Source organism: Melioribacter sulfuriphilus, assembly GCF_052656625.1.
This window is the reverse complement of the sequence record NZ_JBQXXK010000008.1, coordinates 184186-197735: the sequence shown is the minus strand read 5'-3', so window position 1 is coordinate 197735 and position 13550 is coordinate 184186. Positions and strand designations below refer to the sequence as shown.

Sequence of the window (13550 nt, the reverse complement as noted above, 5' to 3'; positions counted from 1 at the left end):
CCGCCTGAGGCGGGTAGGTCACAGGTTCGGAATAAAAAGGCAACAACAAATTAATTTTGAAATTCTAAACGAAGTTTTTGAAATAGGTATTTTTTAATAAGGGTTCTTAGCTCAGTTGGCTAGAGCGTCTGCTTGACGTGCAGAAGGTCACAGGTTCGAGTCCTGTAGAACCCACAAAGGCTCACACAATAATTCAAATCCATCCGCTAATAATACCTCCGATAAAAAAACACTATTGAAAATCGAAAAGAAATAATTATTTAGTAGCGATTTCAAAATTTGTTTTCGAATATATTTAAGCATGCATCTACAGTAATCATTGTATTATTTATTCTAATCCTAAAATTGCGAGTTATTAATCAAGCTCATTTTACTTAATCTTCCCACTAATTATATTATTTAGACCATCAGTACAAATAGAAATTAGTTATACATATTCAGTTGTAACACAAAAATTTTCTCAATTGGTTAATTGAGGTTTTGGGCGGCAAATTGAGGTTAAAATTTCCAGTCTCGTTATAAGAATCTTAGTTTTGATAGCATCTTACATCTTATTGAAATCGTCGAATTATTTTTTGCCTAAAAATTTCAGAATGGCGTTAATAATCACCAGTGGATGTGGTGGGCAACCTGGAATAAACAAATCAATTTTTATTTTTTCAGTGAAAGTTCGATCGATTTCTGTAGAGTCAGCAAAAATTCCTCCACTGATTGCACAGGCGCCAGTTGCGATCACAATCTTTGGGTCGCCAATGCTTTGATAAGCATCTTCGAGAGCTTTTGCCATATTTTTTGTAATTGGGCCAGTCAGCACAATTCCATCTGCATGACGCGGAGAAGCGACGAAATCGATACCAAATCTTCCCATGTCAAAGTTAACATTACCGCATGCATTCAATTCCATTTCGCATCCGTTGCAACCGCCTGCAGATACCTGCCGCAACTTCAACGACCTTCCAAAAAGTTTATGTATTTCTCTTCGATATTCAATAGCATAATTCTGGAAATCGTCATAGCTGACTTTTGAGTTGATAATTAGCTTAGCCTCTGAATCACAACCAATTTTGTAGTTGCTTGAAAACTTAATTGCACCGCCTGACATCTTTTCGCATTCACCACAAATAATACATTTACCAAGATTGATAGCAAGCGGATTTTTTGAAATAGCTTTTGCAGGGCAAGCTTGCATCAGGTCGTCGATATTACCGGCAAATTTGGTTTCATCAATAATTGGAAATCCTCTGTGGGTTGACAATATTTTTGCTTCGGTAATATTTTCTATTGCCTGATAGCCATGATTTTTTCGTGCTTTGATTAAATCAAACATAATTCCTCTTTATAAATCGAAACCACAATATGAAAGATTAAAACTTTTGTTGCATAGCGGGAAATCAGAAATTCCCTGCTCTCTTACGGCAAGGGCAAGTGCAAACCAATTGTTGAACGACGGGTCTTTTATTTTTATCCTTTTAATTTTTCCGGTTCCATCTGTAATTATGCAATGAACAATTTCACCACGCCAGCCTTCTGTAATTGAAACGACGAAAGAATTTTTTTGCATCTCCCCGATTTTTTCTTCATAATTTCCATCAGTATAAATTTCCATCAAGTCATTTATAATTTTTACTGACTGTTGAATTTCGATAAAACGAATATATGCACGTGCAAAGACATCACCGGAATCTAAGGTGAGTTTATGAATTGGGAAAAATTCATAAGCACCGAATGGATGATCAACTCGTGCATCTAAAGAAACTCCACTTGCACGTGCAGCCATTCCCACCATTCCTATTGATTGTGCAATTTCTTTCGATACAATGCCTGTTTTCTCAAGTCGTTCCATTACTGAAGCCGAAGAAAACATAGCTTCTGCCGCTGTTGTAGCTTCATTCTCAACACGGTTGATTGTTTCGAGTAAAGTTTTTGCTCTGGCGGAATCGATGTCAAAATTTACTCCACCTATTTTCATCATGTTTCTACCGAATCGATTGCCGCAAACCGACATGGTAGTATTAATGACTGACGTTCGTAATGCACCGAATATCGAATTACCTGTTAAATATGCAATGTCATTAGATATTGCAGCTAAGTCTCCAAGATGTACAGCAATTCTCTCCAATTCAAGCATGATTGATCTTATGATTTTAACTCGCTTAGGAATGCTTAAATTCATCAACGATTCAACTGCTCGAACAAATGTGCCGGAATGAGCTATAACTGAATCGCCGGCAATCGACTCTGCAAGTTTAGTTTGATATAACAAATTACTATTCTGTAAAAAAAGTTTTTCAACTCCACGATGCTGGAATCCAAGTTGAATTTCAAGATTATGAATTATTTCGCCGTGAGCGGAAAATCGAAAATGCCCCGGTTCGATAATCCCGGCATGAATAGGCCCGACGGCTACTTCATGGACATCGCTGCCTGACATTTTAAAGAAATCATATTGTTTTTGTGTTTGATCAACACCTGCAATTCCGTGTCGTACTGGCTTTAGCCACGGATGTCCATTGGGAATAACTCCAAACTGCTCCCAGAGTTCTCTTTCAAATAGATGAGCTGAAGGAACTTCATTCGTAATTGAGTCATAAACATCACCCGACCTAAGGGAAGAGGATAAAACAAATAGCTTTGATAATTCGTCATCGGCAAGAATGCAGAAGATTCTGACAAGATCCTGCTCGTGCATTCCAAATAAATTTACCAGTCTTTTCCCTTCATGAATTTTAATAACTATACTCTCACGAAATTCAGAAAAATCAACCCACTTTATTTTATCTAACGACAGAGTTTGCAGATTTTTAATTTCGACCCAATTCACATTTTCTCCTGTCATCTTAAAAAGTTCGCTGCATTGTTAATTAACTCGTTGATAAATGCCGGAGTATTGATGCCTATAAAAAATAGTATTATTAGCAAAACAACCTGTGGAGTATAAGCTTGCCATCCGAGATTATAATTTTTATAAGATGAAGCTGAATCATCATTCCTGAAAGCCATATTGAAGATCGAAGAAAAAATACCGAAGCCGATAATTACTATAAACAGGAAAAATAAGATTGCCAGCCAGCTGACTCCCTGTACCCACAAGGCTTTTATGATAAAAAACTTGCTGATAAAAATCGGGAATGGTGGCAGACCAATAATAGCGAGTGCAGAAATTATCCAGAGCCAGGCTGTTTTGGGGTCAAGTTTAATTAAGTCTTTTATGTCGTCAATTTTTTTACTTTTGAATAAGTAAAGAATGTTTCCCGAAGTAAGAAACAAAGAAGCTTTGGCGAATGAATGTGACAATGTATGAAGCATTGCCGCATAAATTCCATATTTACCAGCTGAAATTCCGATAAACAGAATTCCCATATTTTCGATCGAAGAATAAGCGAGCATACGCTTATAGTTTTTCGTTCTGAGCATAAAAACTGAGCTGACGAAAAGAGAAAGAAATCCAGTCAGCATAAAAAAGAAATTTGAAAAGTCTTCTAAGTTTGTCTTAATAAAAATTTGATGAACACGAATCAATCCCAGGAATGCTGAATTCAATAATGTTCCTGACAGCATTGCCGAGACGGGTGACGGAGCTTCTGAATGCGCATCTGGTAGCCAGGCATGTATGGGTGCTATACCGATTTTTGTTCCGAGCCCTACAAATAAAAATGCAAAAGCAATTTTGAGCCAGAAAATGTTTATAAGATTTGCATTATTGTATAAATCATCAAAATAAAGAGAATTAATCTGGCGGGTGCCAATACTTAAGAGAATAATTCCGACGAAAGCAAGCGCAATTCCAATCGAACAGATGTAAATATATTTCCATGTGGCTTCGAGTGAAGATTTTTTCTTTTCAAAATAAATCAGCAATGCACTTGTCAATGTAGTTGCTTCAATAAAGACCCAGAGTAATGCTAAATGCGTGGATAGTATCACACCCGACATTGCTGCAAGAAATAATAAAAGTTCGGCAACAAACACAGATTCTTTGGCAGCGCTTAGATTGTGTTCTTTGAAATAAAAAGTAAGATATATACTAACTCCCCCAAAAACGATGGTCATTACAAAGAGGAAAAACAATCCAATTTCATCGAACGCAAAATATTGCAGCAGCCAATCAGGGAGAAAATAAAACTCGTTGTTAATTATCTTTTGAATGGAAACAAATAGATAAGCAGCCGAAGTCAGTCCAAGATTGATTCTATTGACCAACTTATTTTTTACGATTAATCCGATTATTGCTAACAAAACTGGAAAAACTAAAACTAATCCAATCATAATTAGTCCTTTAGCTCCGTCAAAATGTCAATTTTGTTTCCGTCGTACATCTGTTGAATTTTATTGAAGAAAATTGCGAAGAGAAAAATCCCGACAAATAAATCGAGTAGAACACCAAGATTAACAAGCATCGGCATTTCATTAGCCACAGATAAGGACAGTAGAAAAATTCCATTTTCCAGAATCATGTAACAGAGGATATGTGTGATAATTCTTTTTCTGTTAATAATCAAAAAGAGGCTGGAAATTATCATGACAATTGAAATTCCAAAATAAAGTGGCTTGATATTAGCATCGAGGCGGGCCGCCCAGAAAGCGGCCAGAAATCCGAATATAAAAATTAGGCTTCCAATTAATATTGAATAGAATTGCGAAATATAAGGATCGATTTCACGACTGATTTCGTTTTTTCTTATTACTGAAAGTAGAAAATAGGGGATAATGATTCCTTTGAGAATCAATGTTTCAAAACTGAGGAAAAGAATGTTGAGCCAGTTAATTTCTTTGATGTCAATAATTACAAGGAGGAAAAGCAAAATGCCCTGCACAGCTAGAGTCTTTACATATGCTTCTAATCTGCTAACCGGAAAGATATAAAGAATTGTTGTGCCTAATAAAATTATAATTATGTCGTTCATTTAATTCCTCCGTGAGTGAAGAAGGCAACAATTGCAAACGAGGTAAGAGCTAAAGCCGTCATCAGGAACAAAAACTGAGGCACATGTGAAATTCTTGAGCGCGCAATCAACGATTCAACCAATCCTACACAAAGATAAATTAGAAATATTGACATTAAACAAAATAATAGAGTCAAGGCTATGGAGAAATTCAATGGTATCAGAAAGTTCGATATTAAAAGGGCAATCACTAACATTTTGATTTGAGATGCAAAAATCATGAATGCAAGATTCACTCCCGAGTAATCAAGGATCATTACTTCGTGAATCATAGTTAATTCAAGGTGAGTATTCGGATCGTCAATCGGGACGCGGCTACCTTCTGCAAGCAGCATAATAAAAAGTGAGACGACGAATAATAATTTAATTAACAATGTATAAATGGCTGATGAATTCAGCATTAAAAACATTTGCTCGAATGATGTTTGGTTTGTTATAAATGCAAGCGTTCCAAGCAGAACGAAAAATGCAGTTTCAACAATGGTTGAAAAAGTAACTTCGCGGTTTGCACCCATCCCTTCAAAACTGCTGCCGGTATCAAGCGCTGCAATTACAAGAAAAAATTTAGCCAGTCCAAGTGAATATGCAAAAATCACAAAGTCACCATTGAACTTTAATACTGAACCGATATAAGGAAATGGAGTAAAAAGTAATGCAAAAATCACAGCGGCCAGATTGATTGAAGGTGCAATCTCAAAAACGAATGAAGTTGTAGTACTGATTACTTCGCCTTTGCGGAACAATCTCAATAAATCAAAATACGGTTGAAATACTGAAGCGCCGTGTCTTCCTGCCCAGATTGCTTTAACTTTGTTAATAACGCCGACAAACAGAGGAGAAAAGAAAATTGCCACAAGAGTTAACATTATTTTAATCATAATTCAACTCCGAGTATCCAGATCAGCAATGCAAGTAAGAAAATCAAACCATAGATGATATATTGCTGCATTCTTCCGCTTTGTATCCATGAAAAAAGATCCATGAATTTTCTCAACGCCGAAATTATTGGTTGAATGATTAATCCTTCTGACACATCCCGCGAACTGCTTTTTAACGATGCTTCCTTTGGAAAAAGTGCACTTTCTTTTTCTACATTAATTTCTATCGGAACTAATTTTGAGATTAGCTGCATAAAAGGATGTGCATAAGAGCCGCTTGTATATTGCATTCTGCTCGTTACATCCTGATAACCGCAATCCCATGTCTTAAACTTTTTAGTACTTCTTTTTGATATGAGTAGCTTTCGTAAACTATAGATCACAACTATAAACAGTAAGAAAATTGCAAGCGATATTGAAATTGAATTTATTAATGAAAGCAATTCAAAATAACCATTTAATGAGAAATGGTTAGAAAACATTGGCAGCACTTTCAGCAGTAAATAAATAATTGTAATTGGTAAAAGTCCAACTGCAAGCATTAGAAGTGTCAAAACACTCATGGGGAAAAGCATTAAGGAATTTTTTTCATGAGGTGCATTATGAAATTCAGAGCGATTCATTCCCAAAAATGTCAACCCAAATAATTTAGTAAAAGTTATCATTGCCATAGAACCAATAAATGCAAGCCCTGAAATGCCAAGCACAGCAACAATGCTAACACCAATATTTTGTATTGAAAAACTTTTTGCAAGACCAGTGTATATAAAAAATTCCCCAACGAATCCATTGAGTAATGGAAAACCACTTATAGCAACTGTTGCAAACAAAAACATAATACTTGTTTTGGGTAAATATTTTACTAATCCGCCGAGCATATCAATATTTCTTGTATGCGTTTGTGAATAAACTACACCCGCACCATAAAACAAGACGCTCTTGAAAGTAAAATGATTAAAAGTATGGAGTAAAGCACCGAGGAAACCAAAACCAGCAATCAAGTCATTTCCATAAGCTCTTCCAAGCATTCCCAGACCAATGGCTATCCCGACAATTCCTATGTTTTCTATACTTGAGTAGGCGAGAAGTTTTTTGAAATCATGCTGTGAAATTGCATTGGCAATACCAACAATTCCAGTTACCAATCCAATGAGGAGAACAAAATAAGCAAGTGAAACCGGTATAATGTCCATCAGAAGAATAATTCTCAGGATTCCATAAATTCCTGTTTTAATCATCACGCCTGACATTAGAGCCGAAATGCTTGTAGGGGCTGCAGGGTGTGCACGTGGCAGCCATGTGTGCATCGGTATATATCCTGCCTTTGTTCCAAATCCAATAAAAAACATCAAAAAGAAAAATAATGTGAGGTGATTATACTTTCTAAAAACTTCGTGAAAGGAATTAAAAGCAAGCGAACCGGACAATGAAGATATCCAGGCGAATCCAGCAATTAAAAATGCAACTCCAATTTGCATTGACGTGAAGTAATAAATTCCGGCTTTCCTTACTTCATTTTTTTCGTGTTCAAATGTTACAAGAAAGAACGAAGCAATCGACATCAATTCCCAGCTGATTAAAAACATAAGAGCATTTTGTACTACAATAACTAACATCATCGAGGTACTCATCAGACCGAAGAAGAAAAGATATGCAGAAAGTTGTGAATTTTTCCCGATGTACATTTTCATATATCCAGCTGAATAGCAGGACGCAAGAAAAGAACCAATTAAAATTATCAATGCAAAAAATGCCGAAAGCGGATCCAGTACAAAATCCACTTTGCCAATTGGGAAACTAAAGGTGTAATTCCAGATATATGAGTTTCCGGAAAGCAGCGTGTTAAAAACAGCAGGCAGTGCAAGAATATTTGCTGCAGCAGAAAAGACAATATAAATTTTTGATTTGTAGTTTTCGCCAGTTAATATGGCAGCGATCCCACCAAGTAGAAAAAAGAGAGAACCAATGAGAAATAAATCCATATCAATTGTTCTCCTTTTTATTCCACTTGCTTTCTTCTGTGTCGATAAATTTGATAACCTCTTCTTTGGATGCGCGGTTTCTTAGCATATTCAAGAATTCGTCTTTCTGACAGAGGAATGAAATGCGGGATAAGATTTCAAGATGCATTTTGGGGCTCGCAGAAAGAAGGATAAACAATGTATGAACATCTTGATTATCTAAAGCAGAAAAATCCAGTGGCGTTTCAAGATAACAAACTGAGACGCTTGCAAATTTTGGATTTGTTATTATCGGATTGCGCGGATGCGGTATTGCTATCCCTCTTCCAATTGCAGTTTGCATTAATTCTTCGCGACTTAATAGCGCAGATGTTATCTCCTCCTTTGATAAGTCTTCGGGAGTTTTAATTTTATCGACAGCATTTTTTAATACTTGCGTTATATTCGTACCGGAAATTGTTTCAACAATTCCATTAGATTCAATTAATTGTGCTATGCTGATTTTACTTATATTTTCAAAAAAATGCGAAGAAGATACTTCTATTTTATTGAGCAAAATCCACTCATTTATTTCAGCCCGATTAAATCGATATTGATGATTGATCTTATAGCAGGGAATCTTTTTGTCTTTTATCCATCTATAAACAGTTTTTTCGTTAACATTTAGTAATTCGACGATATCTTTAATTTTTAAGTCCATAATTTTCTAAAATTGTTGCTGAAATATATAGAAACTACCTTATTAAAACAATAACAACCTGAATGTCCATATTTGTCCAATCATTTTATTTCATTATCAGATCCATTAGATATTGCCTTATAACTTTTAATAAACCCTGTACTACTTGCAGGAGTAAATTCTTGAATGTGTGCTCAGTGATTTCTTTTTTATATCAAATTTAGGTTCCAATAAGGAGATAGAATAACTTTCTTGAAATACAAAACAGTAGGCGATTAGGATAAAAGATTTTTTAATCTATAACTCCTCTGTCAAATTTATAAGCATAAATTATGTTTCTTTGCATTTTCTATTACTTCAGTTGCACCTTCTGATAGAATTAGTTTTCACTTTCAACTTTTTCCCTGTAAAGTCAAGAGGACAATTAATAATTTTTATGATGAGAGTAATGTTAACTGAATAAAGTGGCTTTAACTTCGGCTTTGCTTATTCAGACAGGTTTAATTTTCTTCGTTGTGAATTAGCACTTATGATCTAAAATATTATTCTTTTAGAGTTAAATAATGAATACAATTTAAGCGTTGTTATTATTCTTCATATTTGCGATTGATTTTTAAGAATAATAGTTCAGAATCAAAGTGCATTGAAGATGCAATCAGCAAACTGCTATTTATATGTTATTACGACAGAATGAATTTAAAAACTTGACAAAAATTAGCAGGGGATATATATTTGCGGGTGTGATGGAGAAATCCCCGCAAAAGCGGGGTTTTTTATGAAATTGAAATATTTTTTGCTATTTTTGCACATTAATTTCTAAAGTACAAAAAACATTTATCGTAAAAAATAATCGTAAATTAAGATAGCAAAATATAAAAAACCTTTACAACGATTATTGACGTGCAAAAGGTCATCGGGTTAAGCCTTGTATGATCTATAAAGTATCGGAGTTGACTCCGATTTTTTTATTTAGGAAAATTATGAACAGTGAAATAATCAATATTAAATTCCCCGACGGTTCGGTCAAGGAATTCCCAAAGGGGATTACACCTATTCAGATTGCCGAGAGTATCTCGAAACGTCTTGCAGAAGAAGCTCTCGTAGCCAAAATTAATGGTGTCGTAAAAGATTTATCGACTCCTATATACGAAGATGCCGAAGTTCAGATATTGACTTTTGACGACTCCGAAGGGCGGGAAACATACTGGCATTCTACATCACATTTGATGGCACATGCCATTCAATTACTTTTTCCAGAAGCCAAATTTGGTGTTGGCCCAGCTGTTGAATCGGGCTTCTATTATGATATCGATATCAATTCGAAATTGAGCGATTCTGACCTCGAAAAAATTGAAAGCAAAATGCTCGAAATCGCCAAACAGGATAATCCATTTCAGAGAGTCGAGTTAAGTAAAAATGAAGCTATAGAATTTTTTAAGAATAAAGGGGACAATTACAAACTCGAAATATTAAGCGAGCTCGACGACTCGAAGGATGTCATCAGTATTTATAAAGAAGGTGATTTCGTCGACCTCTGTACAGGTCCACATTTACCGAGCACTGGAAAAATAAAATATATCAAACTTTTGAATGTATCCGGCTCTTACTGGCGCGGAGACGAAAATAACAAACAACTCCAGAGAATTTACGGCATTTCGTTTCCGAAAAAGAAAATGCTCGAAGAACATCTTGCATTGCTCGAGGAAGCCAGAAAAAGAGATCACAGAAAATTAGGCAAACAACTCGACCTCTTTAGTATTCATGAAGAAGCAGGAGCGGGATTAATTTACTGGCATCCCAAAGGTGCTCGCATACGAAATACAATCGAAACTTTTTGGCGTGCCGAGCATATTAAAAACGGTTACGATTTATTATATACCCCGCACATGGGTAAAGGATGGCTCTGGGAAACCAGTGGTCATCTTTCTTTCTACAAAGAGAATATGTACGCACCGATGAGTATTGATGAGCAGGATTATTATGTTAAGCCGATGAACTGCCCATTTCATATTATGATTTATAAGTCGAAACTCCGTTCTTATAGGGACCTGCCGCTTAGATGGGCAGAACTCGGTACAGTTTACAGATATGAAAAGAGTGGAGTATTGCATGGTCTTTTGCGCGTCAGAGGATTTACTCAAGACGACGCCCATATTTTTTGCACTCAAGAACAAATCGAAGATGAAATTATCGAGGTTATTCGCTTCTCGATATATATGTTGCGTTCATTTGGATTTGATGACCTGAATTTTTACATTTCTACAAAACCCGAAGACGCAATCGGAGACGATGCAATCTGGGAAAAAGCAACTAATTCTCTTAAACATGCACTCGAAAAAGAAAATCTTTCTTACGAAATTGACGAAGGCGGCGGTGCATTTTACGGACCAAAGATCGACATTAAAATTAAAGATGCTCTCAATCGTCAGTGGCAATTGAGCACCGTCCAGTTCGATTTTAACCTTCCTGAACGTTTCGATATGAGTTATATCGGCGAAGACGGAAAAGAACATAGACCTTTCATGGTTCACAGAGCATTGCTCGGTTCAATCGAAAGATTTATGGGCATTTTGATTGAGCATTATGCAGGTGCATTCCCAACATGGTTAGCTCCGATTCAGGTTGCGGTTATTCCTGTTTCTCAGAATTATCTCGACTATGCCGCTGAAGTTCATAAAAAGTTACTCAATTCTGATATTATATCTCATCTCGACGAGAGGAATGAAAAAATCGGTTACAAAATTCGAGACTGGGAAACTAATAAAGTACCTTACATGGCAATAGTAGGTGAAAAAGAAAAAGAGAGCGGTTTAATTTCTGTAAGACGTCATAAAGTGGGCGACCTGGGCACTCTATCATTGGATGAGTTTATTGAAAAATTACAAAACGAAATAAAAAACAGAATTAATCACAATTAAAGAGGTAATTATCGCACAAGTACAACACCGTGTGAACGAAGAAATCAGAGCACCTGAAGTTCGTTTAATTGACGAAAAAGGTGAACAAGTAGGAATCGTTTCTGTCAAAGAAGCATTAAACAGAGCTCGTGAAGTAGGAATGGATCTGGTCGAAATAGCGCCGCAGGCTAAACCGCCGGTCTGCAAAATAATTGATTACGGTAAATTTGTATACGAGCAGCAGAAACGGGAAAAAATGCAAAAGAAGAAACAGCAAGTTAGCGTATTAAAAGAGATTCGATTACATCCAAATACGGACACTCACGATTTTGAATTTAAGGCACGACATGCCACAAAATTTATTGAAGATGGCAACAAAGTTAAGGTATCGGTAATTTTCAAAGGTCGCGAACTGGCTTATGTTGAAATTGGTGAAGAGCTCTTGAAGAAATTTATCGATAAATTGTCAGATGTGGCAAAAGTTGAACAAGAACCAAAGTTTGAAGGCAGAGCGATGCATGCCATATTAGCACCGCAAAAAGGGAAAAGAAAAAAATAGATAGGTGACAAGATGCCAAAAATGAAAAGTAATCGAGGAGCCGCTAAAACTTTTAGAGTTACTGGTAGCGGTAAAATCAAACGTAACAAAGCTTACAAGTCCCATATTCTAACTACAAAGTCGAGAAAGAGAAAAAGAAACTTGCGTAAATCGACTTTGGTTTCTAAAGCCGATTCAAAACGAATAAAAGTTTTGATACAACAATAGGAGAGGAAAAGAAATGCCACGCTCAGTAAATCACGTTGCGTCGAAACAAAGACGTAAGAAGATTCTTAAGTTAGCCAAAGGTTATTGGGGTGCCCGCAGTAAAGTTTATACTGTTGCAAAGCACCATGTCGAAAAAGCTCTGCAATATGCTTATAGAGATCGTAAAGCCAAAAAAAGAGAATTCCGTTCGCTCTGGATTATTCGTATTAATGCAGCTGCCCGTCAAAACGGCACTACATATTCAAGACTGATAGATGCTTTGAACAAAAAAGGAATTCTTATCAATCGCAAAATATTAGCTAATCTGGCTGTGGAAAATCCGCAAGCTTTTTCAGAAATAGTTAAATTCGCGATTAATTAATTTTACGCTCCCTTCTGTTTCAGAATTAGAATGATTCAGAAGGGATTTTTTTAAATTCTCAGGTAAGGCTATGATCGATAAAATTACAGAAGCCAGAAAAGAATTCGACTCGCTCGTATCAAATGTTCACGACCTTAAAACCCTCGAAGAATTGCGCCTTAAATTCCTGAGTCGAAAAGGTATTATCCAGAATTTCTTCGAGGAATTCAAAAATCTTCCACCCGATGAAAAAAGAAACGTCGGAAAAATTCTCAACGAACTGAAAAATTACACTCAGACAGTCTACGACGAACTCAAAGAAAAACTCGAATCTCAAAAAAAGAAGACCGATAACTTCGTCGATATTACATTGCCCGGCAGGAAAAGACCAATCGGCAGCAAGCATTTGATAACACAAACACTCGACGAAATTAAATCAATTTTTAAAGGACTCGGTTTTTCCGTTTACGAAGGGCCCGAGCTCGAATCGGATTACAATAACTTCGAAGCTCTGAATTTTCCAGACGACCATCCTGCACGAGATATGCAAGATACTTTCTTTATCAACGACAAGTTTCTTCTTAGAACTCATACATCGCCCGTACAAATCAGATTGATGAGTCAAAAGAAACCGCCAATCAGAGCTATTATGCCCGGGAAAGTATTTCGTAACGAAGCAATAAGCGCCAAAAGCTATTGCCTTTTTCATCAGGTAGAAGGACTCTATGTTGACAAAGATGTAACCTTTGCCGAATTGAAAGGAACACTGGTATCGTTTATAAAACAATACTTTGGCAACGACGTAAGGTACCGTTTTAGAACCAGCTTCTTCCCCTTTACAGAACCGAGTGCAGAAATGGACGTATGGTGGCAACCGAAAGGGAAAGAAGGGAGGTGGCTCGAAGTCCTCGGCTGCGGTATGGTCGACCCGAATGTTTTAAAAAATGTCGGCATCGATCCGGAAGAATTTGTTGGTTATGCTTTCGGCATGGGCATCGAAAGAACCGCAATGAGAAAATACGGCATCGACGATATCAGAATTTTATTCGACAGCGATTTACGCTTTTTAAATCAATTCTAATCAAG

12 protein-coding genes and 1 tRNA gene are annotated in these 13550 nt (G+C 36.3%); 6 read left to right on the top strand and 7 right to left on the bottom strand.

The features are described 5' to 3' along the window. Positions 1–100: 100 nt before the first annotated feature. A tRNA-Val gene (locus ACUN8G_RS12080) sits at positions 101–174 on the top strand. A gap of 394 nt (positions 175–568) precedes the next feature. Here ACUN8G_RS12080 and ACUN8G_RS12075 read toward each other — a convergent pair. The 7 genes from ACUN8G_RS12075 to ACUN8G_RS12045 are packed head-to-tail and all read right to left on the bottom strand — an operon-like array spanning position 569 to position 8482. Continuing rightward, complete coding sequence (locus ACUN8G_RS12075) at positions 569–1327, bottom strand: NADH-quinone oxidoreductase subunit B family protein (RefSeq protein WP_437347129.1); 759 nt, start codon at positions 1325–1327, stop codon at positions 569–571. Between the two features lie 9 nt (positions 1328–1336). Then, entirely contained in the window at positions 1337–2821 is a 1485-nt protein-coding gene (locus ACUN8G_RS12070) for a hydrogenase large subunit (protein WP_437347130.1), read from the bottom strand. A gap of 11 nt (positions 2822–2832) precedes the next feature. Then, positions 2833–4266 (bottom strand): proton-conducting transporter transmembrane domain-containing protein, encoded by a 1434-nt coding sequence (locus ACUN8G_RS12065; RefSeq protein WP_437347131.1) that lies wholly within the window; start codon positions 4264–4266, stop codon positions 2833–2835. Between the two features lie 2 nt (positions 4267–4268). Next, entirely contained in the window at positions 4269–4904 is a 636-nt protein-coding gene (locus ACUN8G_RS12060; protein ID WP_437347132.1) for a hypothetical protein, read from the bottom strand. Further along, entirely contained in the window at positions 4901–5821 is a 921-nt protein-coding gene (locus tag ACUN8G_RS12055; protein ID WP_437347133.1) for a respiratory chain complex I subunit 1 family protein, read from the bottom strand. The genes ACUN8G_RS12060 and ACUN8G_RS12055 overlap by 4 nt, the downstream gene beginning before the upstream one ends. Further along, positions 5818–7803, bottom strand: coding sequence for a proton-conducting transporter transmembrane domain-containing protein (locus ACUN8G_RS12050; RefSeq protein ID WP_437347134.1), 1986 nt, complete (start codon positions 7801–7803; stop codon positions 5818–5820). The genes ACUN8G_RS12055 and ACUN8G_RS12050 overlap by 4 nt, the downstream gene beginning before the upstream one ends. A 1-nt stretch (position 7804) precedes the next feature. Then, positions 7805–8482, bottom strand: coding sequence for a PTS sugar transporter subunit IIA (locus ACUN8G_RS12045; RefSeq protein ID WP_437347135.1), 678 nt, complete (start codon positions 8480–8482; stop codon positions 7805–7807). Positions 8483–9441: 959 nt separating this feature from the next. On the opposite strand from ACUN8G_RS12045, the gene thrS reads away from it, so the two are divergent. The 5 genes from thrS (at position 9442) to pheS (ending at position 13545) form a co-directional block, all read left to right on the top strand. Beyond that, positions 9442–11379, top strand: coding sequence for a threonine--tRNA ligase (gene thrS, locus ACUN8G_RS12040; RefSeq protein WP_437347136.1), 1938 nt, complete (start codon positions 9442–9444; stop codon positions 11377–11379). A gap of 31 nt (positions 11380–11410) precedes the next feature. Then, positions 11411–11917: a translation initiation factor IF-3 gene (infC, locus tag ACUN8G_RS12035; RefSeq protein ID WP_437347137.1), complete on the top strand. Its 507-nt coding sequence runs from the start codon at positions 11411–11413 to the stop codon at positions 11915–11917. A 12-nt stretch (positions 11918–11929) separates the two neighbouring features. Further along, positions 11930–12124, top strand: coding sequence for a 50S ribosomal protein L35 (rpmI, locus tag ACUN8G_RS12030; protein ID WP_437347138.1), 195 nt, complete (start codon positions 11930–11932; stop codon positions 12122–12124). A gap of 13 nt (positions 12125–12137) precedes the next feature. Next, entirely contained in the window at positions 12138–12485 is a 348-nt protein-coding gene (gene rplT, locus ACUN8G_RS12025) for a 50S ribosomal protein L20 (RefSeq protein ID WP_437347139.1), read from the top strand. Positions 12486–12555: 70 nt separating this feature from the next. Then, complete coding sequence (gene pheS, locus ACUN8G_RS12020; RefSeq protein WP_437347140.1) at positions 12556–13545, top strand: phenylalanine--tRNA ligase subunit alpha; 990 nt, start codon at positions 12556–12558, stop codon at positions 13543–13545. Positions 13546–13550: the final 5 nt, after the last annotated feature.

Bases quoted from the DNA above. Each gene is read 5' to 3' on its own strand.
- ACUN8G_RS12060 (WP_437347132.1), bottom strand. From the start codon at position 4,904: ATGAACGACATAATTATAATTTTATTAGGCACAACAATTCTTTATATC.
- rpmI (WP_437347138.1), top strand. From the start codon at position 11,930: ATGCCAAAAATGAAAAGTAATCGAGGAGCCGCTAAAACTTTTAGAGTT.
- thrS (WP_437347136.1), top strand. From the start codon at position 9,442: ATGAACAGTGAAATAATCAATATTAAATTCCCCGACGGTTCGGTCAAG.
- ACUN8G_RS12055 (WP_437347133.1), bottom strand. From the start codon at position 5,821: ATGATTAAAATAATGTTAACTCTTGTGGCAATTTTCTTTTCTCCTCTG.
- ACUN8G_RS12045 (WP_437347135.1), bottom strand. From the start codon at position 8,482: ATGGACTTAAAAATTAAAGATATCGTCGAATTACTAAATGTTAACGAA.
- ACUN8G_RS12075 (WP_437347129.1), bottom strand. From the start codon at position 1,327: ATGTTTGATTTAATCAAAGCACGAAAAAATCATGGCTATCAGGCAATA.
- pheS (WP_437347140.1), top strand. From the start codon at position 12,556: ATGATCGATAAAATTACAGAAGCCAGAAAAGAATTCGACTCGCTCGTA.
- rplT (WP_437347139.1), top strand. From the start codon at position 12,138: ATGCCACGCTCAGTAAATCACGTTGCGTCGAAACAAAGACGTAAGAAG.
- ACUN8G_RS12050 (WP_437347134.1), bottom strand. From the start codon at position 7,803: ATGGATTTATTTCTCATTGGTTCTCTCTTTTTTCTACTTGGTGGGATC.
- ACUN8G_RS12065 (WP_437347131.1), bottom strand. From the start codon at position 4,266: ATGATTGGATTAGTTTTAGTTTTTCCAGTTTTGTTAGCAATAATCGGA.